Here is a 24832-nt window from a genome sequence, read left to right on the forward strand (position 1 = left end):
GGAAGCCTCTATGGCTAATATTATCGGGGCTAATGTTTCATCGGATACCTGGTCGTGGCTTCAACAATTCCATGAGTTGCCCAATAATTATTCGGCTCTGAATACAGGATTTATGATCATTCCCAGAAAAACTGGAAAATCCACGATTACAATAAACAATCCACAATCCGCCCCGTCTACCGAAGTAACTACAGGCCCATTTACAAATTGGACTATTGACAGGTTATGTCGGGTATGGTTGCTTTTGCAATGGGACACATCAGATAAAGACAAATATTATCAAACCATCGAAAATCTGTTTTTATCGGCCGAAATGAATGAGGCAGTAGCATTATATTCAGCTTTACCTTTTCTTGCTTATCCCGAGATGTGGACGAAGCGATGCGCCGAAGGCATCCGCAGTAATATCGGCTCGGTTTTAGAAGCCATTATGTATAACAATCCGTATCCATCACAATACCTGGATGAGGCCGCCTGGAACCAACTGGTGCTAAAGGCCTTCTTTACTGAAAAAAATATACCATCAATAGTTGGTTTGGATGAACGGACTAATAAAGAGCTAGCTCTGGTATTGAGCGACTATGCCCGTGAACGTTGGGCTGCCGGGCGCAAAGTAAATCCAGCATTATGGCGATTGGTATCGGGATTTATTGATGAGAAAATTTTTGAAGATATTAAAATAGGCGTCGCCCGCGATGATATGATAGAAAAAGAAGCTATAGCGTTGGCCATTTCAGAATCCAGATTTGAGCCTGCAAAGCAATGGTTAAGTAATATTCCTGAGCTAAAGATGGTAGTTTTTGATAAAGCATTAAATTGGACTAAGGTATCTGTAAATTAAAATATATTATGTGTTGTAGTCATTCGATAGAAAAAGATAAGGAGGAGAGAAAAACTCTTGAGGCATTTGATTTAAATTCGGTAAAAGGGATGAAGTTTTTTGACCCACATGTCCATATGACTTCCCGCACTACCGATGATTATCAGGCTATGGCCGATGCCGGTGTTGTGGCTCTCATTGAGCCGGCGTTTTGGCTCGGTCAACCGCGCACCGGGCTGGACAGCTTTAGAGATTATTATAGCAGCTTGATAGGTTGGGAAAGATTTCGTTCATCTCAGTTTGGCATCAAACATTACTGTACAATCGGGTTAAATTCAAGAGAAGCAAATAATGAACCTTTAGCCGAACAGGTGATGGAGCTTTTACCATTATTTGTTTACAAAGATGGCGTAGTTGGTATTGGCGAAATAGGTTTTGATGATCAGACTGCAGCCGAAGAAAAATATTATCGGCTACAATTAGAGCTTGCTAAAGAAGCTGGTCTGCCTGTACAAATTCATACCCCGCACCGCGATAAAAAGAGAGGCACGCAGCGCAGTATGGATATTGCCCAGGAACATGGCCTGGATCCGTATATGGTGATTGTTGATCATAACAATGAAGAAACCGTTAAAGAAGTGCTCGACCGTGGCTTTTGGGCTGCTTTTACCATCTATCCATTCACAAAAATGGGAAATGAGCGCATGGTTGACATCGCCATCCAATACGGACCGGAGCGTATCATGATCAATTCAGCTGCCGATTGGGGTATTAGTGATCCGTTGGCAGTGCCTAAAACTGCCGCATTGATGAAAATGCGGGGCCTGAGCGATCAGGATATTGAACTCATAACCTATCGCAATGCCATAACCGCATTTGCCCAAAGCGGCCAGATCGACGAAGCCGATTTCACAAACCAAAAAAGCATCGATCAAAGCGGAAAATTTGAGGGAAATACCATTTTACGCGGAGGGCAGCAACCACGTATCGATAAATCTTCTATTATCATCAGTTAAAACAGCGTTGAAAAAGTTATTCATTTATTTACGGATGATGAGGCCTGCCAATATCGTCACTTCGGTGGCTGATATATTGGCTGGTATTGCTATTGCCGGTGTGTTTACAGCTACGGTTACAGATCATTGGCTTTCCATAGTATTGTTGTGCTGTTCAACAGCCTGTTTATATGGTGGCGGGATAGTTTTCAACGATGTTTTTGATGCCGATTTAGATCGTATAGAACGCACTGAACGAGCCATCCCAAGTGGGCTGGTAACTTTAACAGAAGCGGCGCTACTCGGTACAATATTGCTTTTAACAGGCGTGATCCTGGCAGCACTACATAACTTAACATCAGGTGTGCTTGCTCTCGCTATCGCATTTTTTGCTTTATTGTATAATAAGGTCGGTAAGCATCACTCCTTTTTTGGCCCATTAAGCATGGGAATCTGTAGAGGTTTGAATCTGTTACTGGGCGTAAGTATCATCCCCGCCATGCTCTACAGCCATTACTGGCTTGCCTTGATACCCGTTATTTACATATTCTCTATCACCATGACAAGCCGGGGCGAAGTGCATGGCGGTAACCAAAAAAACCTGTATATAGCGGCCTGCCTTTACGCACTGGTTATAGGTTCCATTCTGTATTTTTCCTTTATCAACCAACAATGGTTATGGTCACTTATTTTTCTGTTGCCATTTGCATGGATGATATTTAAGCCCCTTAGCAAAGCCATACAGCAACCTATTGGTAAAAATATAGGCGCGGCAGTTAAAGCAGGGGTTATATCACTCATATTGATGGATGCTGCCTGGGCAGTTACTTTTAGTTCCATCTACCCGGCTTTAGGCATCGCTGCCTTATTACCGGTATCTATGTGGTTGTCTAAGCTTTTTGCTGTTACCTAATTTCATAATGCTCATTAATAATCATTCCCAATACCATACTATATGGATACGCTACACCAATCATTTACGGTAAAATTTAGTTACAACGTCTTTTTCACATCGGCACTTTTTGATCCTGCTAATAAACTTATTAATGACTTTTTAACGGGTAACAATCCTTCCGTTTCTGTAAAAAAGATACTTTTTGTGATTGACGAGGGTGTAGCAAATAATCATCCTGCTTTAATTGGCCAGATAAAAGACTATTTTATTCAGTATAACCAAACGCAGTTAGTGCAGGATATATTGATTATTCCGGGTGGCGAAACGGTAAAGAACGATACCTGCTATTTGGACCTGGTTCTGGAAGCCATTAACAGCTATGGTATAGACAGGCATTCTTTCGTTGCTGCAATTGGAGGTGGTGCCGTACTGGACATGGTTGGCTATGCGGCTACTATTAGCCACAGGGGCGTTAAGCATATTCGGATACCCACTACCGTTCTGTCGCAGAATGACTCCGGTATAGGGGTTAAAAACGGCATCAATTATTTTAACAAGAAAAACTTCCTGGGTACATTCTCCCCTCCTGTCGCGATTTTTAATGATGACCTGTTTTTGGAAACACTATCCGATCGCGACTGGCGATCGGGCATAGCTGAAGCCATAAAAGTCGCCCTGATCAAAGACAAAGTTTTTTTCACTTGGTTAGAAGAAAACGCCACCTTATTAGCTCAGCGAGACCGGGATGCTATGAACTATCAAATATGGCAATGCGCCAAATTGCACCTGGAACATATCCGCAGTGCCGATCCTTTTGAAAGCGGCTCTTCACGCCCGCTTGACTTTGGGCATTGGAGTGCACATAAATTAGAGCACCTCACCAATTATGAGATCAGGCATGGTGAAGCCGTGGCTATGGGGATCGCTTTAGATACCGTATATTCCAATTTATCAGGTCGTTTATCAAGCGATGAATCAGACAGAGTACTAAACCTGATCCAAAAGTTAGGGTTTGAACTTACCCACCCTTTACTTCAGGTTGAACATGATAACAGCCCTATATTATTAGGTTTACAGGAGTTCCGCGAACATCTGGGCGGGCAACTGACCGTCACCTTACTGACAGCTATAGGCAAAGGCGAAGAAGCTCATGAAATTGATGCCGCGCTGGTTAAAAAAGCAGGTGAAATTTTATTTGAGCTCAACCAGCAAACAGCGCACAATCTTTCATCTTCTGTCTTATGAAATTAAATTCAGGCCATTTAACTTTCTGTACAAACATCTACGCAGGTGAAAGCTGGGCCGCGCATTTTACCCTTTTAAAAGAAAGTTTTCCGATAATTAAAAAATCGCTATCTCCCCATGAACCCATGGGAATCGGTTTGCGTCTTTCTAACCAGGCCAGTGTAGAAATATTAGACGACGGTCATCTTGAAGAGTTTAAACAATGGCTGCAAGTTGTTGGTGGCTATGTTTTTACTATGAACGGCTTTCCCTATGGTGGCTTTCATCATACCCGGGTTAAAGATCAGGTACATGCGCCCGATTGGACTACGAAGGAACGCATGGCTTATACCATCCGGTTATTTAATATACTGGCAGTGCTATTACCCGAGGGAATGGATGGCGGCATTTCAACCTCTCCCCTTACTTATAAGCCCTGGTTTACAACCGCCGAAGAAAGTGAACAAGCTAAAAATATTGCCACACAAAATATTCTGTCTGTTGTAGAAGCGTTACATTATATCTATGAATCTACCGGTACTTTGTTACACCTCGATATTGAACCAGAACCAGATGGTTTCCTGGAATCGGGACCGGAGTTTATTAACTGGTTTGAAAACGATCTGCTTGCGAAAGGTAAAATCTACTGTTCGGAAAAGTTGGGCATAACCCAAGATGAAGCAGTGGAGCTACTGAAAAGGCACGTTTGTTTATGTTATGATGTTTGTCACTTTGCTATTGGTTATGAGCCGCACACAACCATCATTGAACAGCTCAGGACAAAAGGTATTAAGGTCGGCAAAATTCAAATCAGCGCGGCATTAAAAGCACAGTTTCCGGAGCTGTTAGAAGAAAGATCGAAAGTAACCAATGAGCTTTCAAAATTTGACGAGCCAACCTACCTCCATCAGGTTATCGCTAAACGCAATGATAGCTCATTGATACGCTATCCTGATCTTTCAGAAGCATTAGCTGATGCTCCTGATCCTGAAGTTACAGAGTGGCGGGCTCATTTTCACGTGCCCATCTTTGTCGAAGACATGGGCCTGGTTAAATCTACCCAGTCAGATATTACAGAAGTACTTTCGCTTCAAAAAAGCAGCCCTTTCACCAACCATCTGGAAGTAGAAACTTATACCTGGGAAGTTTTGCCTTCGTCGTTAAAAGTCCCTCTGAATGAATCGATCATCAGGGAGCTGGCGTGGGTTAAAACAAAACTATCATCATAAAAACAAATACCATGAATAAAACAGTAGTGATTGATATTGTAGGATTATCATCTTCAGTAATAGGGCAACACACTCCTTTTCTTCAAAAATATATTAGTCAAAGGCATCTTACTACCATTGAGCCGTTATTACCTGCAGTTACCACCGCGGTTCAATCCAGCTATTTAACAGGGAAATTCCCATCAGACACGGGTATTGTGGGTAATGGCTGGTATGATCATGCCGATAGTGAGGTAAAATTCTGGAAACAATCCAACAAACTTGTTCATGGCGAAAAAATATGGGATAAAGCCAAAAAAGAAGATCCGTCTTTTACCTGTGCCAATATGTTTTGGTGGTACAATATGTATTCGTCGGCCGATTATTCGGTAACCCCACGCCCTAATTACCTGGCAGATGGACGTAAAATACCTGATTGTTATTCCCATCCCGCTGAACTACGCGACCAATTACAAAATAAACTGGGACAATTCCCCTTATTCCAATTTTGGGGACCCGGTGCCAACATTAAATCAACCCAGTGGATAGCGGATGCGGCCATGATGAATGAAGAGTTGAACAACCCTACACTTACATTGATCTATCTCCCCCACCTTGATTATTGCCTCCAGAAATTTGGGCCTGATCTTTCTATGATCGGTAAAGAGCTGCAAGAAATTGACGCGGTAGTTGAGCAACTGGTAACCTTTTATCAGAATAAAGGAGCCCGTATTATCCTGCTTTCTGAGTATGGCGTTGCCCCGGTAAATAATCCCATTCACCTTAACCGCATATTGCGGAAACATGGCCTTTTACAGATCAGAACAGAACGGGGTTTAGAGTTATTGGACGCCGGCGCATCCAAAGCATTTGCCGTGGCCGATCACCAGGTAGCACATATTTATATCAATGACAAAACAGTAACCGAACAGGTAAAAACATTATTGCAAAACATATCCGGTGTAGAGTTGGTGCTAGACAAATCTGCACAGGTTGATCATCATATTCAACACGAGCGTTCAGGAGATCTGGTACTGATGGCTGCCGAGAACAGTTGGTTCACCTACTATTTCTGGTTCGATGATGCCAAAGCACCCGATTACGCACGGGTGGTCGATATCCACAAAAAACCGGGCTATGATCCGGTAGAGATGTTTATGACCTCAAAGCTAAGAGCCGGATATAAACTTTTAAGAAAAAAAGCAGGCTTAAGATATGTAATGGATGTAATACCGCTTGATGCCACTTTAATAAAAGGCTCACATGGCCGAATTGGTATTCCAGAAGCTTATAAACCCGTTATTATTACCGACAAGGAAAATGATATCAAAAACATCAATGCTGCTGATGTTTTTGATATCATATGGCAGCACCTGCATTAATCAGGGGATTATTTCTGATTAATGCAGCTTATTAGTTAGCCGTACCGGCATCCCGTTTTGTTTCAAGCGCGGTACGTATACTGGCCGGTAAATTAGAGAACAAAGTGTAACCAGTAGCATTCTCAATATCTTTTACCGTAGTAATATACTGACTCCAGTCGGAACTGATCGAATTGATGTTTGGCGTATTTACGGCTATCACGCGGGTATCAGTGGTAATACGGCTCAGGTCGTTATTGCCATTAGGTATAACCACAATCACTTTCCAGATATTGGAAGGCACAACCACATGGCCGCCATCAACGGTGGTAGCAGAACCACTGGAACCCGTACCACCCGAACCATAACTGCCCATCACTACATAGATCTCGTTACCTGCATTGACCAGCGATCGGCCGTAAGCTTCCAGATTAGCCCAGGTGTGCTCATTATTATTCGGGGCTTGTGGAATCATATTATCCATTAAAAAGGTAGATTGGTTAGCCGCCGTAGAAGACGTACGGTCGGCACTCGGGCAATTATGCCCACGGTCAAAACCCGAACCGGAATAGCTGGTATTGGAAACTTCATACCAACCGGCTGGTAAATTGGTATCTGCACGAAAATCATTCGAACGATCTATAGCACCCAGAGAGGTACTACCTACATACCAGCTTACCCAATTGGGTACACCTTTATCCCGATTATAACTTTCTGTATAATAAGTCTGATCGATCAGGTAATTATCCGCGTTAGCAGTATTGTTTGTAGCACCCGTCGGGTTACCTAACAATAAATTTGTATTATCAGCGGTTGAACTTCCCGATCCGCCACCTGTTCCACCGCCAGAACCAGAATCAAAGCTGTTAATAATAAAGTCGTCAATGTTGATCCGGTTAACGCCGCCTGAGGTCTTTCTCAATTGAAAACGTAAAGAACCAGATTGGTTAACAGTAAAAGTGACAGTATTTAAAGTGGTGCTTGATGCGGTTATCTCAATAGAGCCAACCTGTGTATAACTGCTTCCCCCGTTAGCCGAAACCCACAATTGAAATGCAGAAGAGCCATCGGTGCCATAAACCCCGTAATTCATGGTAACGGTCGAGGCACCAGTACTCACATCAAAACTCATACTTAAAGTACCTGTGTTACGGATGCGAACAGAGCGGCTACCGTTTTTCCGATCAGAGGTACTGGTTCCGATCAATGCATCGTCAAGATTCCAGGAACCGCTATTCAATGAAACATCAGCCGCCGCATACCCGGTCTTTGATCCGGACTCAAAATCTTCATCAAAAGTTTGTACCACAGCCTGAGTTTTTGCTTTGGTACCGATCGTTGCAGGATCCGTTGGAATTGGGCTTACTAATGATTTCTGGCAGGATATCAGTAGCAATGATGAGATAAGGAGAACAAATGAGGACCGTTTTAATTGCATAATATTAAATTTAGTTTATAATGCAATAAATTTAAGCCCGGCAATATTAGCCCTTGATTAAATGATTGTTCTTTAATTATTAAGAAAACGAGATGACATCTCAATAAAATTATCTCCGATTCAACAGGCGCTTATATACCCAAAAACACGGTTTACACTTTTCCAAGGAAATAAAACATAAACAATTGATTGATAGAAATTTAACATCACGTTGACCATAAAAAGTGTAAACCATGTAAACCCACTTTTTTGTTAATGGAGTATTGATGACGCTATTTTTAATGACAATAAAAAAGCCATTCCCTTTTAAAGAAATGGCCTTTTTGATATTGTCGTAAACGTAGTTACTGTTTCCGTCTTTTCCGTTCTTTCACAATCAGGCTAAGCTCGCGGCTCATTTGACCGGCTATAGCTGTATTTTCCTGGGCCCTTCTGAATAAGTACGGCAATACAGCTTTAATCGGGCCATACGGAACATATTTGGCTACATTATATTGAGCATCGGCCAGGTTAAAGCTCAAATTATCGCTCATCCCTAACAGCTGCGAAAAGTATACATGCGGGTGTTTGTGGTCGATACCTTTACTGTCTAAAAGCTCGGCCAGTAAACGGCAGCTCTCCTCATTGTGGGTACCGGCAATAAAGGCAATTTTATCGATATGGGTGGTGCAGTAATCCAACGCGGAATCATAATCCAGGTCGGTAGATTTTTTATCAGGCTGAATAGGTGATGGATAACCATTTTCCTCGGCACGTTTACGCTCTTTTTCCATGTAAGCACCACGCACAATCTTAGCTCCCAAAATAAAGCCTTCACTAACGGCTATTTCATGATCGTTCAATATAGATGCCAGCTTATCATGCCTGTACATTTGGTAAGTATTATAAACTATGGCAGTTTTGGTATTAAAACGGCTCATCATGGTTAAAGCCAAAAGATCAATGGTTTCTTGTATCCAGCTCTCTTCGGCATCAATCATCACGGGTACATTGTTAACATGAGCTTTATCACATATAGCCAATACCCTATTTTGTACCCTTTGCCATTCTTTTTCTTCTTCGGCATTAAGAGCCAATTTAGCATCCAGTTTTTCCAGTAATGCAAAACGGCCAACACCGGTTACCTTGAAAACAGTAAGTGGTACAGCCTTATCTGAAGTTGCCCGTTCTATAGTACGGATGATCTCATCACGTGTGCTGTCAAAAACAGCCTCGTCATCCTCTCCTTCTATCGAGTAATCCAGTATGGTACCTACTCCGCCGCTGTTTAAATTTTTAATGGTATTATTACACTCGTTAATAGTTTCACCGCCGCAAAAGTGTTTAAATATGGTAGCCTTGATCAGGCTTTTAATAGGTAAACCTATCTTGATAGCAAAATTAGTTACCGGGGGACCTATCTTTACTAAAAAGTTAACATTGATTATCCTGAATAACCAGTAAGCCCGGTTAAGATCAGCATTGGATGAGTGACGGAAAGCGATTTCTGTATTTTCAAAAGAGGGCTTAACCTGTTTGGATTTGTTGTTCGTTTCGTTAGAAAGCATCTGCAAAATTATAAAATGATATCTCAATATTCCATGAATAGTTTATTTTTGCCGCTCCATGACAGAATTTAAATTAACAGGCAATTATATTCCGATGATACAACTGCTAAAAGCTACCAATCTGGTATCAACCGGCGGAGAGGCTCAAATAGTTGTAAGTGAGGGCGAAGTGAAATATAATGGCGAGGTTGATTATCGAAAACGCCTTAAAGTTAAGCGTGGTGATACCGTTGAATTTAGGGGAAATAAAATCCTGGTAATATGACAATGAATACCATCCAAAGCGACAATTACCCTATATATTTCAATAACAGTATTGATGAGTTAGCCGATTTTGTAAAAAAAGGCGCCTATTCTAAATTTTTTATTTTAACCGACGAAAATACCGGCGTTCACTGTTTGCCTCTTGTAAAAAGTAAATTAGACGTACTTGGTGATTACGATCTTATCGAAATAAACGCTGGCGAGGAAAGCAAGGATATTGATTTTTGCATCGGCGTATGGAAAATGTTGATAGATTTTAGTGCCGACCGCAAAAGTTTAATGATAAACCTTGGAGGTGGCGTTGTGACCGATCTGGGTGGTTTTGCTGCTTCGACATTCAAAAGAGGGATTGATTTTGTACATGTACCTACTACCCTGTTATCACAGGTAGATGCCTCCGTTGGCGGTAAAACAGGTATCGATATTGATAGTATCAAAAACATTGTGGGTACTTTTACTCAGCCCAAAGCTGTATTTATTGAGTATGATTTTTTAAAGACCCTGCCGCCTCGACAAATACTTTCGGGTTTAGCAGAAATGCTTAAGCATGGCCTTATTGCCGACGCCGCATATTGGGAAGAGCTAAAATCAAGCGATCTGAAAAACCCTTCGGTGCAGTTGGTTTATCGTTCTGTAGAGATAAAAAACGTGATCACCATTGAAGATCCTACAGAAAAGGGTATCAGGAAAGCATTAAATTTTGGCCACACCATTGGTCACGCTATTGAAACCAATTCGTTGATCAATGATACTGACCCACTATCACACGGCGAGGCCATAGCCATCGGCATGATCTGCGAATCATATCTTGCATACAAAAAAACAGGTTTAAGCGCAGAAGAATTAAGCGAAATAACCCGCGTGTTCAACGATCTTTATCCAAGATACACGATCAAAGAGGATAGTTTTGATACCCTGTTTGCCATTATGCAAAAGGATAAAAAGAACCAGGATAATAAAATAAATTGCACGCTGCTGAATAAAATCGGGGAATGCAATATTGATAATATCTGTACAGAAGCCGAACTTCGTGAAAGTTTAATGTATTACATTAATTTGTAAAATGTCTGCTTTAGATCCCCGGAATAAGGCCGCCCTGGTGCTGATGGGTTTGCTGGTGGTATTAACCATTGTGGAGATGGGTTTAAGCTACTGGGAAAACCGCAAATATTATGAAAAGCGCGATACCTTTAATAATATTTACCTTACATCATTAGCCGTAGTTACTAACCTTATAGTTAAGGCCAGCACATTTTTTATGCTGAGTTTTGTCTATCAGTTCAGGCTTTTTCAGATCCACAACGTTTATCTGTATTGGATTATATTGGTTGTGGTGCAGGATTTTTTATACTGGGTGCTGCACTACACAGGGCATTACTGCAGGCTTTTTTGGGCCATGCATGTAACGCACCACTCGTCTGAGCATTTTAATCTAACCACAGGATTTAGATCGACAGTTTTTGAGCCTTTTTATCGCACTTTCTTTTATCTGCCACTGGCATTGATGGGCTTTAATGCTCTTGATATTTTATATGCCTATCTCATTACCCAACTTTACGGCAATATTGTACATACGCAGTATAAAGTGTCACTGCCCAAATGGTATGGATGGCTGTTTGTAACACCAGCACATCACCGGGTACACCACGCCTCCAATATTCCATATTTGGATAAAAATATGGGCATGGTATTGATCATCTGGGACAGGATGTTCGGTACTTTCCGCGATGAAAATCTGCCCGAACCAGTTAAATATGGCCTCACCAAGCAGCCCGAAGATATGGGCCCTGTGAATATTATCTTTCACGAGTGGAAAGCTCTGATCCATGATGTTAAACTTGCTCCGGGTTTCAAAAACAAGTTGGGGTATTTGCTAAATCCACCCGGATGGAGCCATGATGGTAGTTCGCAAACCGCGCGTGTACTGCAGCGGGAATACGAAAACCAGCAACTTACCTTACCTGAAGAACAGAAACATTCTGCTTAATTAGGAGTATACTATCTATTTAGGGTAGTATATTTGAATGCAGGCAAACTAATGCCTGTACTTATACCCTATGCCACAATTTGTATCAAAACTTCAGCATAATACCTACGAAAAAGGTGAGTTTTCTGATGAGCAGCCAAGAAACTTTGATAATACGATAGACCTCATTAAAAACTTCCCCTGGGATCAGGAACGTTCATTAACCGATATACAGTTAACAGGCCCCTCTGTAACCATTCAGGATAATGATCTGAACTATTTAAAACTAGGCTTATATTTTGGCGGTAAATTCTGTGTGTATTACCTGGATAAAGGCAATCACCTATATGAATACCACACTCCTGATCTTGATTCAGTGAGTACTTTGGTCAGCGATTTCTTTACTCAAAAATTGGATCTGAAATTATTTGAAAAACATTTCTTTAATGTAGGTAACCGGGCGCATTTTATAACTAAAAATTTCATTTACAGACTAAGCACCTGGTATTTCCTTACATTGATGTCCCTCTTTTTTATTTACCTGTGCATAATTTTACTATCCTCTATTAATAAAAATAATAGTGGCTCATTATTCCTCCTCTGCTTAACGCTATTCATATTTGGATCATTCCTGCTATATGCATCATCCCGATATTTTAAAAACCGGCAACAATACCTGCAAATATCCAAAGGCAACAACCGGTTTTCTTTTGGGTACAATGACCAGCAAATTGTAACCTATAATAAAAGCGACGTTCAACAAATCATATATTATGCTGGCAAGGGCAACAGCAGCCGTAATTTAAGTGACGATGTAGAAGTGTATTTTAAAGATGGCAGCGCTATTAAAATTTCAAATATGCTCATTTCGGCTATCGATCTGCTAGCAAAATTCAAAGACCCGGCAGATAATTATACCGTGCCTGTTAATTTTAAAACCAAAAACTTGTTCAAATAGCCGTAAAATCAATTCAAACAGAATAAAGTTTTGTTCAGCCTGTTTATTTTACAAAAAATAAAATTTTCTATTGACAAAAACATTTTTTACCGTACATTTACAGCGTAATAAAAAACAAATGAAATTTACAAGCGCATATTACTTCGGTTACTACTTTTACTTTAACAGTATGAGCCGGGACTAATATGTACTTAACACACACATAAAGAACTTAAAAAGTCCCGGCACAAAATGCCGGGACTTTTTGCTTTAACAGGGGTTATGAAAATAGAAAGACCAAGAGTTGCAATCCAGGGAATACGTGCTTCTTTTCACGAAGAAGCTGCCTTAAAGTATTTTGGAGAAAACACGCAAACCATTGAATGCAACACATTCAAACAAACTTTTGAGACCCTAAAAAACAGGGAGGCCGATTATGTGGTGATGGCTATTGAGAATAGCATCGCCGGAAGTATATTGCCTAATTATACCCTGTTGCTTGATTATGGCTTCCCGGTAGTTGGCGAAATTTACCTGCCTATTCAACTGCATTTAATGGCATTGCCCGGTGTAAAGTTCGAGGATATCAAATATGTAACCTCTCACCCTATCGCCCTACGTCAGTGTGTTGATTTTTTTGATGAATACCCTCACCTTAAAATTGTAGAAAGTAATGATACCGCGGCCTGTGCCAAACGTATCAGAGAGGAACAATTAACCGATACCGTTGCTATTGCTAATGCCCTTGCCGCTAAACTTTACGGATTGGATGTGTTGGAACGCCGCATAGAATCAAACAAAAAGAACTTTACCCGTTTCCTGATCCTTACCCATCATGATAATGTGGAAAAAAAGAACTCTAATAAGGCTTCGCTTTGTTTCCAGGTAAGCAATAAGGTTGGAGCATTAGCCAAAGTACTTAATATTTTTGCCGAGGAGGGCGTGAATATGAGCAAAATACAATCTATGCCTATCCTGGGTAAACGTAACGAATATAACTTTTACGTAGACATTGAATGGGATGAGCCAAAACAATACGATATATCGATAAGGCAAATACTTAAATACACGCATAACTTTAACATACTTGGTGAATATGAAAGACATGATGATGAATTAACAACCACACCCCCCAAACCCCAAAAAAACGACCGCATAAGGAAGTACATCAATATTCGCAGGAATATTTGACCCTCTTAATTAACAACTGAAGATTTAAACAAAATATAAAACACACCGGCAAAACAAAATACCGGACAAACAACAAAAACGATGAAATTGAATTTGAACATACAGCCGCTTCACACCTGGATCAAAACCGGAAAAGAACCATTGGTAATAGCAGGCCCCTGCAGTGCAGAAACCGAAGATCAATTAGTAGCTACGGCTCATTTATTAGCTCAAACCGGTCGCATTTCTGCATTACGTGCAGGTATATGGAAACCACGTACCCGTCCAGGTGAGTTTGAAGGTATTGGCAGCATAGGTTTAGAATGGCTTAAACGCGCAAAAGAAGAAACTGGCTTACCGACCGCTGTTGAAGTAGCAACTGCAAAACATGTGGAAGAAGCATTAAAAGCAGGTGTTGACATTTTATGGGTTGGCGCACGTTCAACCGTTAACCCTTTCACCGTACAGGAAATTGCTGATGCTTTACAAGGTGTTGATGTACCAGTGATGGTTAAAAACCCGGTAAATCCAGATCTTTCTTTATGGATAGGTGCTTTGGAACGTATCAACAATGCTGGTATTACTAAACTGGCAGCTATACACCGTGGTTTTTCATCTTACGAGAAATCAGCTTTTCGTAATGAGCCAATGTGGGATATTGCCATCAACTTAAAAACATTGGCCCCTGAATTGCCTATCATTAACGATCCAAGCCACATTTCGGGTAACCGCGACCTGATCGGTTACATCTCACAAAAAGCATTAGACCTTGACATGCAGGGCTTAATGATCGAATCGCATATCGATCCAAGCGTAGCCTGGACAGATGCCAAACAACAGGTTACCCCTGCTGCCTTAGCTGATATTATTGACCACCTGGCTTTACGTAAACCCGAGATCCGCAATGCAGAGTTGAATGACAAGCTTGCTGAATTACGCAGCCAGATTGATAAAATTGATGACCTGGTTATCCAGAAAATTGCCGAGCGTATGCAAATTGCCGAGAAGATCGGTAACTACAAAAAAGACAACAACATTACCATTTTGCAGGTAGGCCGTTGGGATGAGATTGTTCAAAAACGTACCAACTATGCGAAAGCCTTAAAATTAGGTTCTGAATTTACAGAGAAATTATTGGAGCTTTTACACAGCGAGTCGATCCGCAGACAAACCGAGATCATGAACACCAATGAAGCCGGACAAGCTGCAGAAAAACTTACCCACGTATAATAGAATATCCTGATGCAAAACGTCATCCTGACAAGGAATAATAAGCAAGTAAACGGCACGGTAAATCTCACAGGCTCAAAAAGCGAGTGCAATCGTGCATTAGTGATCGAGGCTTTAAGCAATGGTAAGGTTAAGGTAGAGAACGTATCCGATGCCGCTGATGCGGTGTTGCTGGCGGGTATATTGAGAAAGAATCAGGAGCCAAGAATCAAGAATCAAGAAATTCTTGCAGGCGGCGAACCATTCACCACTCACGACTCACAACTCACTACCGTCGACATCGGCCCTGCCGGTACGGCCATGCGTTTTTTAACCGCCTACTTTGCCATACAGGATAATGAAGTCATATTAACCGGCAGCCAGAGGATGAAAGAAAGACCGATAGGTATATTGGTCGATGCGCTGAGAGAGTTAGGTGCCCATATTGATTACGAAGAAAAAGAGGGCTATCCCCCTATAAAACTAAAAGGCAGTTTCGCACAGCTAACTAGTAAGATCAGTATTAAAGGTAACATTAGTAGTCAGTATATTACTGCCTTGTTGCTCATCGCTGCACGGCTGCCTTTTGGTTTGGAGCTGCACATACAAGGAGAGTTAACCTCTCGGCCTTACGTCGAAATGACGCTGGCTATGTTGACCTCAACAGGCATTCAGCACCGATGGGAGGATAATGTGATCTCCATTGCAAACCAGGAATTTTCCACTACCTCCATACATGTTGAACCGGATTGGAGCGCGGCATCATACTGGTATGCCATAGCAGCACTTGCGGATAAAGCAGAGTTATTCCTGACCGGCCTTACCCCGTACAGCTTACAGGGCGACAGCGTGATCACCGAGATCATGGCCAATTTTGGCATCACCTCGCAGTTCAAAGATGGCGGTGTTCAGCTAACCAAAGAAAACAAGCCTTTTAATCACAAGGTGTTCGATCTGAAAGAGTGTCCCGATCTGGCTCAAACCATTGTTGTGGTATGTGCGGCTTTAGGGCATGAAGCAGCTTTTACCGGTTTGGAAACGTTAAAAATTAAAGAAACTGACCGTATTTTAGCATTACAGACCGAGCTGGCCAAAATGGGCGTAAAACTCATCGAGAATAACGAGGTATACCAACTGGATTGCAGTGGCAAGTTTATTCCGGAGCGCATGTTTATCAATACCTATCACGATCACCGTATGGCTATGGCATTTGCCCCACTCGCGCTTATCGTTCCGGAATTGGAGTTTGAGAACGGGCCTGTGGTTGATAAATCGTATCCTGCATTCTGGACCGATCTGGCTAAACTTGGCTTCAAGGTTCAGGAAATAGAGGCATAGCACTAAAAATAACCACCAAGCGTCATTGCGAAGCCGTTCTGTACATCATAAAGATTACTTCGTACCTCGCAATGACGATTTAAATAAATAGATTTGTGGTGAGCCGTCTCAAATCTCATATCTAACATCTCATATCTAAAATAATGGCAGGCAACTCATTCGGGCAAATATTCAGAATAACCACCTTTGGCGAATCGCATGGCGAAGCAATAGGGGTTATTATTGACGGTTGCCCAGCGCAATTAACCGTTGATCTGGATTACATTCAGGGCGAACTGGATAAACGCAAACCCGGTCAGTCAAAAATAACTACACAACGTAAAGAAAGTGATACCGTAAAGATCCTATCAGGTGTATTTGAAGGTAAAACTACAGGAACGCCTATAGCTATGCTGATCCCCAACGAAGATCAGCGCTCCAAAGATTACAGTCATAATGTGGACGTATTCCGCCCCTCCCATGCCGACTATACTTATCAAACTAAATATGGTATACGCGACCATCGCGGTGGGGGCCGGTCATCAGCCCGGGAAACCGCGGCACGTGTTGCTGCGGGTGCTTTGGCCAAGCTTTTGCTCAAAAGCCAGGGTATCGAGATAGCGGCCCATGTAAGCAGTGTAGGTACTATTAACGCCCCTAACGTAAGTATCAACAACGTACAGGAGTTTATTGACGAACGTGAAAAAAACATCGTACGCTGTGCCGATCCGGCCACTGCCGAGGAAATGATCGCCTTTATTGACAGTGTGCGTAAAGACGGCGATACTGTTGGCGGTAAGATAAGCTGCCATGTAAAAAATTGCCCTGTAGGTCTCGGTGAGCCTGTATTTGATAAGCTTCATGCCGATCTGGGGAAGGCGATGCTAAGCATCAACGCCGTTCATGGCTTTGAATTTGGCTCGGGCTTTGCCGGCAGCGAGATGCGCGGATCGGAACATAACGACATCTTTGTAAAATCACATTTAGGCGATATTAGCACCATTACCAATTTTTCTGGTGGTATACAAGGCGGTATCAGTAATGGTATGCCTATTGAGTTTAAAGTAGCCTTTAAACCGGTAGCTACCATCATGAAAAATCAGGCCACTATCGATAGCGAAGGCAATGCGGCCGAAATATCAGGTAAAGGTCGTCATGATCCTTGCGTCGTCCCTCGTGCCGTCCCTATTGTTGAAGCCATGGCCGCACTGGTCCTGGCTGATCATTGGCTCCGGAACCGAAATTCTATTTTAAGCTAAAAGCTCAGGGCACAAAGTCCTGAAGCCATTTAAATAGTTCGAAAGCCCGAAGCCATAAAAAGCTTCGGGCTTTTCCATTTTAGCTTTCTGCTTATAATTACCTTTGCAAACCATACAAACCTATGTTAACCTCTGTCATCCAATTATACAAACAAGCTTATAGCGGACTATCAAAAAACAGCTGGTACCTGAGCATCGTAATGCTCATTAACCGGAGCGGCACTATGGTGGTACCTTTTATGAGTATTTATACCATTCAGCAGCTGCATTTTACCATTGTGCAATCTGGCTGGGTGATGGCGTTTTTTGGCATTGGAGCTATATCGGGCGCCTTTATCGGCGGTAAACTAACCGACAAGATCGGTTTTTACGACATTCAGGTGGGCGCATTGTTTATTGGCGGTATATTATTCCTGGTGTTGGGCTATCAGCGTACCTTTTTAAGCGTGAGTATAGGTACTTTCATACTCAGTATCTGCAACGAATCATTTCGTCCGGCAAACTCCACAGCTATAGCTCATTACAGCAACGACGAGAATAAGACTCGCTCCTATTCGCTCAACCGCCTGGCCACCAACCTGGGATGGGCCTTTGGAGGCGGCTTAGGTGGTTTCCTGGCCTCGTTCAATTACCATTTACTGTTCTGGGTGGATGGTTGCACCAATATTTTTGCCGCACTTTTACTATTGAAATTGATGCCGCGCTCAACTATCAGGAAAACAGTTAAAGACCTGGCCGATAAAGCCATAGCATCAACATCAGCCTATAAGGATGGCGTTTACCTGATATTTATCTTATTGAGCACCTTGTTTGCCACCTGCTTTTTCCAATTCTTTATTATGCAACCGGTATTCTATAATATCCAGTGGCATTTCAACGAACGCTTTATAGGCTTTCTATTAGCACTGAATGGCATCCTTATCGTATTGGTAGAGATGATCCTGATTCACAAACTGGAGGGCAAGAGAAACCCACTTACGTATATCTGCATGGGTATTATTATAGCAGGCGCCAGCTTTGCTATGTTAAATTTATTGCCACATGCCGCATGGGTAGCCATTTTGGTGGTGGCAATGATCACCCTGGGCGAAATTATGAGTATGCCATTCATGAACGCCTACTGGATAAATCGAACCACTAATGGTAATCGCGGCGAATATGCTGCACTCTATAGTATGTCTTGGTCGGCGGCGCAGATCATTGCCCCTGCGGTTGGCAGTCAGATCATCGCTCATGGCGGTTTTTCGATGCTATGGTGGGTTTTAGCTTCGGTATGCCTGCTGTCCTCTACGGGCTTTTTTGTGCTGAAAAAATTGAGCCCGCACGCTAAACCAATTATTATTGAAAATGCAAACTAAACGCTGTTTTTCAGCACCTTAACTGTTACTAAAAGCTGCCCCAGATGCCTCATGGTATGCTCGGCCGAATGCACGTACAGGCCCATTACGGTTGAGGGTAGTTGCGCCCGCCCTACTCCGCGGAATTGCTTCAAGGTCTGCTCATCAGTTGTTATCAACTGGGCAATAGCTTTATCAACCTCACTATCAAATCGTTGTAGAAGGTCGGCTATGGTTATATTTTCAGCTGCTTTTCCTTCACCCGACAGATAGTTAAGCTGTTCTGCTGTAAGTGCTTCTCCCCTGGCATAAGTAAACAGCCGGTTAAGTACACCCGTTAAATGTTGCAGATGGAAGCCAGGGGATGCCATCCCTGCTATCTTTTGCCATAAAAGTCCATCCGGGAAATCAGCCATTAATTCGTTTAGCTCCTCTCTGGCTTGGAGCAAGGCGTGGGCTACCGGTTGGAGGAGTGCCGGCACATCATCCATAGGCCCGCGGAGCCAAACTTCAGTTTTATTTTTTGCTGTCATCGTTTTTAAAAAATTGGCTTGATTTTGTGTCCTTAAAACTTTTTAAACCTTAAATTTTAACACTTTTTTAGTTAAAAACAGGACAAAAACGCCTCACTTTTGGCCGCTTTAACTAAATTTTAACGCCATTTTAACACTTTTTAACAAATTTTAGAGGGGTTTTTAAAGATTTAAAAAGTATTAAATAATTGATATTCAAAATAACTAAATATCAAACGATCGATATTCGTGTCTAATTTCTTTTAACCAAACAGCCCGGTTTTCTTTTACAAAAAAAACCGGGCTGCCGATATATACAAATATACGAATTTAAGCCGGGAGTATAAAGCCCGGTGTGGTAAGTTCGAGTTCGGTATAACCTTAAATCTTCAGGATAAAACAACGGTTTTGTCATCTCACGGCAAACCGCGGTATTAATAAACAGAGCGAACAACAGATCTATATAATACATTATTTATCGAGGTTAAAAAATATAAAACTTATAAAAAATATTTATATTAGTGATATATAAAACATAATTACCTGATAAATAAAACCATATAATAAAACCCCAATTTATTATATACCTCAACAGGCATCATAAACTGAACCAATTATATATTATTAAAACAATGAGAAAATCAAATTTAACTTCGTCATTGGGCAAATTGCTCAATCGCGACCAGATGAAAAATGTAAAGGGGGGCGCAAGTGCCCAGGTGTACTGTCAGCGCACGATGTGTGAGGGTACCGACAATCAAGGTAATTATTCTTTCGGGTCATGCAATTTATATTGTACCTGTATCTCGTATGACGAAAACCACAACGTTGTTGCCCTGAATTCATCTGACTGTGGGCGATAATTTAAGTCGACAGTCATAAGCTCTAAGTCTTAAGTTTCAGATCCTGCTCAGAACTTGAGATTCAAGACTTAGATCTTTTCTCCTACGGGCAATTATTTCGCATCCCCGTAGCGCAGTTCCAGAGGTATAATGCCACCGTCGCTATTTTCAGGAGCGTAGAGGATGTCGAGTGCTGGCTTGTTCTGCTTCGCCAGGTACTCCACCTTCATGCTGTAAAATCCTTTTTGCAGAGGCAATACGTACGATTGAATACCCACTGTTTGCTGGTTAAGTATTAATTGATTGTTGATATACATGGTCGACACGCCATCGCTGCGTAAGCCAAAAATGTAATAGCCCGTTTGTTTTATCTCCAACTGCCCGTTGAACACACAGGCAAAGTTTTGCTGTTTGGGTAACTTGCCCAGGTCGAAGTCTTTATCGGCCCAACCCTTTTTTAAAGGCTTTAGCTTTTTAAAATCGGGTAGCGAGTTCCAGCTACCCTCATAGTAAGTATAATTCCAACCACCAGGGGTAAAATTTTTGATTTGAGAACCGGCCGGCAGGGTACTGCCTATAGTAAAATTCGCGCTCACCTGCTGCTCGTATCCCGGACGATAGGTAAGCTCTTTCAAATTCAATTGCTTTGTATTAAGAAGTGTAAATTCATTGCCTTCTATTCTCGGAGATGCCATCGTTGGCTCACTCCCATCGGTGGTATAATGCAGCTCTTTTACAAAATCGCCCAGAAAATGCATCTTCAAAGGCTTGTCCTTCAATAATACACCGTTCATCGGGTAAAAATTCAAACCCGGTTTGTTGTATCCATGGTAGGTTAACTTTAAGCCATCATATACCGTACGGAAGATCATGCTATTATGTGTTTCGTCGTTATACAACATCAGCTTATAATGAAAACCTGCCGGAGCCGCCTGTCGGATTATCGAATCCATGACGATTACCCGCTGTTCTTTTGCGGGCTCTCCCTCCCGTCCGGTCACAAGCAAAGTGGTATTGTTTAAGTCGATCTTGCCTATGCTATCCCTTACCAGTTTGGGCAGATAATCCTTATCCCACCAAAAGCTCGGATCGGCCAGCAGGTACGATTGAAAGAGCCGGGGTTCCTTCATCAGCGTATACATGCCAAACAATCCGCCCAACGAGCCACCGTGATAAGTATTCATGCCCGTAGTGTGGTATTTTTTGTTGATGTAAGGCATCAGCTCATTCTTTATAAAAGCGATATAATTGGCAGCCCCACCAGATTGAGGGTCACCCCCAGTGCGGGTGGGCGTAAGATCGCGCCCGCGCATGTTTTGCCCTTGCAGCATAGTATTGGGCAGGCTCACCATAATATTTGCCGGGATAAACTGGATCTCCAGAAACCGCTCGATATTAGCTACGATCTGCGTATTCCATTCACCATCTGTAATATAGATAACATCATATTTGGCAGCGGTAGTATCACTATATCCCACCGGCAGAACAATCTCGATCGATCGCTTTTCTTTGAGTATATTGGAGTAAATACTATCGCGAATAATATTTAACGGTTTCACTTGCGCAAAAGCGCTGCTTATTAAACAAACTAACAGGGTAACGATCTGGGTGAAAGTTTTTTTCATACGGATATAATAAAAGCTAACATTAAGGTAGCAGCTACTGGTAAGACTACACCCAGTTATAAAACGTTACAGTCAAAAGGCCATTTAGCTTTGCACAGGAACTTCCCGTCCTTTACCGTATCTTTGTATGAAAATATAGAAACGGCAGGTTTAAATGGTACACCTTATGGGTTATGTATAAGCATATCCTGATTAACTTTCTGCAGTTTTGATATAAAACAGCGGTTTTAAAAAATAATCGTTGTCATTTTGCTTTGTGGTATGGCTATTGCTAACACAAGGAATATTAACTATACTTTTATCATGATTTTTGCCTCTTCAAAAAAGACCTCCGTTCCACTGTTTATATTGGGTCTTTTTGTATCCCTGTTTGCTTTGCAAAGCTGCAAGAAAAAGCATTCAGCCATAGCCGATCAACTTTTTAAAGTAACCCAGAATAAAATTTACCAGGACATTGACCCTGATACGCTGGCTGCTACACTGAAAAAAGAATTAGAAAGTCAAAAATCAAAGATCGCTAATGAATCGGTAATCGATTCCTTTATCAGAAAAAATGACTACCAGCCCGTTCTGGTGATGAACCATTTATTTAATGGCGATTTGGATATACTGCCCGATTATTATGACAAGATCACCGAACATGGACTGAGCAAAGCTCCCTATCATATCAGGGCCATCAGAACGCTTGTGGCTAAATTTCATGACAAAAATGGCATCCTGACAACCGACGAAGCCTATCATGAACTGGCCCGGCTTGAATTGCTTACCGCAAGCTCGCTCATTAAATATTCCAATGCATTGCAATATGGGGTGGTGAATCCCCGGAAAATATTTTCCCGCTATTTTACAGCCACCAAGCGACCAGATAGCATCAGCATGAGAAATGTACTGTTGGTAAAAGATTTAAAAAGCTACCTGGATAGTATACAACCGGCCGATCCGCAATACAAGATACTGCAAAAAGCTTTCGTGAATAATACCGTAATAGATGGTTTATCTGCCGAAGAATCCAAACGGTATTTTTTGGTGAATATGGAGCGCTTGCGCTGGAAGAATAAACCTACCGAGCAGAAATACGTTATCGTGAACATTCCCGATTTTAAACTGGATGTGATAGAAGATGGTAAATCGGTTTTAAACATGAAGGTTTGTGTTGGCCAGGGGCGCAACATGGACGGGCATGCCAGCCTGATATCCTATGTAGACAGCGACCGATATGACAAACCCTTCCCACGCGAAACACCGCAATTGAGCAGCGTGATCCATAGCGTTGAAGTAAACCCTACCTGGAACATACCACGAAGCATAGCCACCAAAGAAATTATTATTGAGGCAGCCGAAGATCCTTACTATTTATCGAATAAAAATATAGACGTTTATAAAGACGGGAGAAAAATTGAAGACCCGGAGACGATAGACTGGTCGACGGTTACAGCGGATAACCTGCAATATGATTTCAAACAGCGCCCGGGAGAAGATAATTCATTAGGAAAAATAAAATTTCTGTTCAAAAATAAAAGCAGCGTTTACCTGCATGATACACCTGCGAAATCGGCTTTCAGAAAATCTATGCGTGCAGTAAGCCATGGTTGTGTACGCCTGGGCGACCCACAAGGACTTGCTAAAAACCTTTTTGGCGAAGGGGAAAATTATGATACCATAGCCAAAGATATGAGCGAGGATAACCCCGAACCTACCAATATCGGTCTGCCTAAAAAAACACCAATATACATTACTTATGTTACCTGCTGGGCAGATGACGCAGGCGTATTACAATCGCGCCAGGACGTGTACGGACTGGACATTGTACTGTACGATCATTTAAAACCGTTGATGGGCGTTAATTAGTATCAAGTAGCTACTTGATACTAAACTTATAGTCTTGCTAAATCAAAAGCGGATGTATCGGCCGCTATAAAATTGAGCGGACCGGCCTCGTCAAGATACTTGGAAGTATACCTGTCATCATTGCCATTGATAAATATTACCGTTTTGCCTTTGATGGTATTGATCACGGTGTTGGCAAGCCGGGCCGGTACAGCAGGGCAGCCGAAGCTACGCCCAAGGTATCCCTGGTGGTTGATGGCGGCCTGGCTTACGTAGCTGGCACCATGAATTACAATATCACGCATACGGGCATTGCCGTTAAAACCTTCGTCAAGACCATCCAAATGTAAAGAACGGCCATGTTTGCCCATATACACATTGTCGGTAAGGTAAAAACCCAAACTGCTTTGATGCGAGTCGTTCCTGTCAGAAAAATTGGTAGCCATTTCTTCGCCACTACCCTGTCCGTGGGCCACCCATGTGTTAAGTAACAATTGCTTACTGAAAAGATCAATGATCCACATACGTTTTTCCCGGCTCGATTTGGTAAAATCGACCACTGTTAGTACAGAACTGCTTTGTGGCAATAAATGATTGAGCTTTAAATTGGTATAACCAGTAACCGCTTTTTCAAATACATCAAATGCCAAACCGGTTTGCTGTAGGCTGGCCGTTTGGTATAAACTATTTACATACTGATTAAATAATTCTTTTGCATTTAGAGTAGAATTTACTTTTCCGTCTGATTTGTTTGCACCTGCGGATCTCCAGCTGATAACAGTTGTAGCTAAAAATAAAACCGCGAATGTGACACACCATAAGTGTTTCCTCATACTTTTTGTGTTGAGTTTAATTTTAAACAATAATTTAAATTAGCAACAGGTTAAGTCGGTAACTGACCAGAATTAGGAGCCGGCCAATTACAAATGTATAATTTTTTACTTAAGTCAAAATCATTTCAGGGTATTTTTTATTTACTAAAATGAAAATAAATTTAAGATAAAGCAATTAAACACTAATTTATACGGAGAAAAACGGTAAAAGGTTAAGGATTATTGTAATGAGGGAGGAAAATAAGT

Annotated in this window: 21 protein-coding genes; 16 read left to right on the top strand and 5 right to left on the bottom strand. The window is 41.8% G+C overall.

Annotated features, from left to right (window positions below; all coding sequences use genetic code 11):
- Positions 1–10: 10 nt before the first annotated feature.
- From ACTJKG_RS06090 to ACTJKG_RS06115, 6 genes are all read left to right on the top strand, one after another.
- Entirely contained in the window at positions 11–841 is an 831-nt protein-coding gene (locus tag ACTJKG_RS06090) for an EboA domain-containing protein (RefSeq protein ID WP_253952132.1), read from the top strand.
- An 89-nt stretch (positions 842–930) separates the two neighbouring features.
- Positions 931–1836 (top strand): TatD family hydrolase, encoded by a 906-nt coding sequence (locus ACTJKG_RS06095; protein ID WP_253952131.1) that lies wholly within the window; start codon positions 931–933, stop codon positions 1834–1836.
- Positions 1837–1843: 7 nt separating this feature from the next.
- Entirely contained in the window at positions 1844–2728 is an 885-nt protein-coding gene (gene eboC / locus ACTJKG_RS06100; protein WP_253952130.1) for a UbiA-like protein EboC, read from the top strand.
- A gap of 42 nt (positions 2729–2770) precedes the next feature.
- Positions 2771–3955, top strand: a complete 1185-nt coding sequence (locus tag ACTJKG_RS06105; RefSeq protein WP_440738638.1) for a 3-dehydroquinate synthase — start codon at positions 2771–2773, stop codon at positions 3953–3955.
- The gene (gene eboE / locus ACTJKG_RS06110; RefSeq protein WP_440738639.1) at positions 3952–5163 is read left to right on the top strand and encodes a metabolite traffic protein EboE; all 1212 of its coding nucleotides are present in this window, start codon (positions 3952–3954) and stop codon (positions 5161–5163) included. Before ACTJKG_RS06105 ends, eboE begins: the two co-directional genes overlap by 4 nt.
- A gap of 11 nt (positions 5164–5174) precedes the next feature.
- Entirely contained in the window at positions 5175–6524 is a 1350-nt protein-coding gene (locus ACTJKG_RS06115) for an alkaline phosphatase family protein (protein WP_172333198.1), read from the top strand.
- Between the two features lie 31 nt (positions 6525–6555).
- Here ACTJKG_RS06115 and ACTJKG_RS06120 read toward each other — a convergent pair whose 3' ends face one another.
- Both ACTJKG_RS06120 and ACTJKG_RS06125 read right to left on the bottom strand, forming a co-directional pair.
- On the bottom strand, positions 6556–7941 hold the full coding sequence (locus tag ACTJKG_RS06120; RefSeq protein WP_172333197.1) for a DNA/RNA non-specific endonuclease: 1386 nt from the start codon (positions 7939–7941) through the stop codon (positions 6556–6558).
- 344 nt (positions 7942–8285) lie between these two features.
- Positions 8286–9488, bottom strand: coding sequence for a proline dehydrogenase family protein (locus ACTJKG_RS06125; protein ID WP_172333196.1), 1203 nt, complete (start codon positions 9486–9488; stop codon positions 8286–8288).
- 58 nt (positions 9489–9546) lie between these two features.
- On the opposite strand from ACTJKG_RS06125, the gene ACTJKG_RS06130 reads away from it, so the two are divergent.
- From ACTJKG_RS06130 to ACTJKG_RS06170, 9 genes are all read left to right on the top strand, one after another.
- Positions 9547–9753: an RNA-binding S4 domain-containing protein gene (locus ACTJKG_RS06130; RefSeq protein WP_440738640.1), complete on the top strand. Its 207-nt coding sequence runs from the start codon at positions 9547–9549 to the stop codon at positions 9751–9753.
- A 2-nt stretch (positions 9754–9755) separates the two neighbouring features.
- Positions 9756–10814 carry a 3-dehydroquinate synthase gene (aroB, locus tag ACTJKG_RS06135; RefSeq protein ID WP_172333194.1) on the top strand — a complete coding sequence of 353 codons (1059 nt, stop codon included), beginning with the start codon at positions 9756–9758 and terminating at the stop codon, positions 10812–10814.
- Between the two features lies 1 nt (position 10815).
- Complete coding sequence (locus ACTJKG_RS06140) at positions 10816–11739, top strand: sterol desaturase family protein (RefSeq protein ID WP_172333193.1); 924 nt, start codon at positions 10816–10818, stop codon at positions 11737–11739.
- A 70-nt stretch (positions 11740–11809) separates the two neighbouring features.
- Positions 11810–12676, top strand: a complete 867-nt coding sequence (locus ACTJKG_RS06145) for a hypothetical protein (RefSeq protein ID WP_172333192.1) — start codon at positions 11810–11812, stop codon at positions 12674–12676.
- Between the two features lie 261 nt (positions 12677–12937).
- Positions 12938–13846 carry a prephenate dehydratase gene (locus ACTJKG_RS06150; protein WP_172333191.1) on the top strand — a complete coding sequence of 303 codons (909 nt, stop codon included), beginning with the start codon at positions 12938–12940 and terminating at the stop codon, positions 13844–13846.
- Between the two features lie 81 nt (positions 13847–13927).
- Positions 13928–15055: a chorismate mutase gene (locus ACTJKG_RS06155; RefSeq protein ID WP_172333190.1), complete on the top strand. Its 1128-nt coding sequence runs from the start codon at positions 13928–13930 to the stop codon at positions 15053–15055.
- Between the two features lie 12 nt (positions 15056–15067).
- Complete coding sequence (gene aroA, locus ACTJKG_RS06160; RefSeq protein ID WP_440738641.1) at positions 15068–16372, top strand: 3-phosphoshikimate 1-carboxyvinyltransferase; 1305 nt, start codon at positions 15068–15070, stop codon at positions 16370–16372.
- Between the two features lie 143 nt (positions 16373–16515).
- Positions 16516–17610, top strand: a complete 1095-nt coding sequence (aroC, locus tag ACTJKG_RS06165; RefSeq protein WP_440738642.1) for a chorismate synthase — start codon at positions 16516–16518, stop codon at positions 17608–17610.
- Between the two features lie 122 nt (positions 17611–17732).
- Positions 17733–18968, top strand: coding sequence for an MFS transporter (locus tag ACTJKG_RS06170; RefSeq protein WP_440738643.1), 1236 nt, complete (start codon positions 17733–17735; stop codon positions 18966–18968).
- Here ACTJKG_RS06170 and ACTJKG_RS06175 read toward each other — a convergent pair.
- Positions 18965–19480 (bottom strand): DinB family protein, encoded by a 516-nt coding sequence (locus ACTJKG_RS06175; RefSeq protein ID WP_440738644.1) that lies wholly within the window; start codon positions 19478–19480, stop codon positions 18965–18967. The two genes, ACTJKG_RS06170 and ACTJKG_RS06175, sit on opposite strands and share 4 nt — an antisense overlap.
- Positions 19481–20414: 934 nt before the next feature.
- On the bottom strand, positions 20415–21926 hold the full coding sequence (locus ACTJKG_RS06180; RefSeq protein ID WP_440738645.1) for an alpha/beta hydrolase-fold protein: 1512 nt from the start codon (positions 21924–21926) through the stop codon (positions 20415–20417).
- Positions 21927–22229: 303 nt separating this feature from the next.
- Here ACTJKG_RS06180 and ACTJKG_RS06185 point away from each other — a divergent pair, with 303 nt between their 5' ends.
- Positions 22230–23774 carry a L,D-transpeptidase family protein gene (locus ACTJKG_RS06185; protein ID WP_440738646.1) on the top strand — a complete coding sequence of 515 codons (1545 nt, stop codon included), beginning with the start codon at positions 22230–22232 and terminating at the stop codon, positions 23772–23774.
- Between the two features lie 26 nt (positions 23775–23800).
- On the opposite strand, the gene ACTJKG_RS06190 is transcribed toward ACTJKG_RS06185, so the two are convergent.
- Positions 23801–24586, bottom strand: a complete 786-nt coding sequence (locus ACTJKG_RS06190; protein WP_172333184.1) for a murein L,D-transpeptidase catalytic domain family protein — start codon at positions 24584–24586, stop codon at positions 23801–23803.
- Positions 24587–24832 lie beyond the last annotated feature (246 nt).

It is taken from the genome of Mucilaginibacter sp. 22184, assembly GCF_052045695.1.
Classification (GTDB): domain Bacteria; phylum Bacteroidota; class Bacteroidia; order Sphingobacteriales; family Sphingobacteriaceae; genus Mucilaginibacter.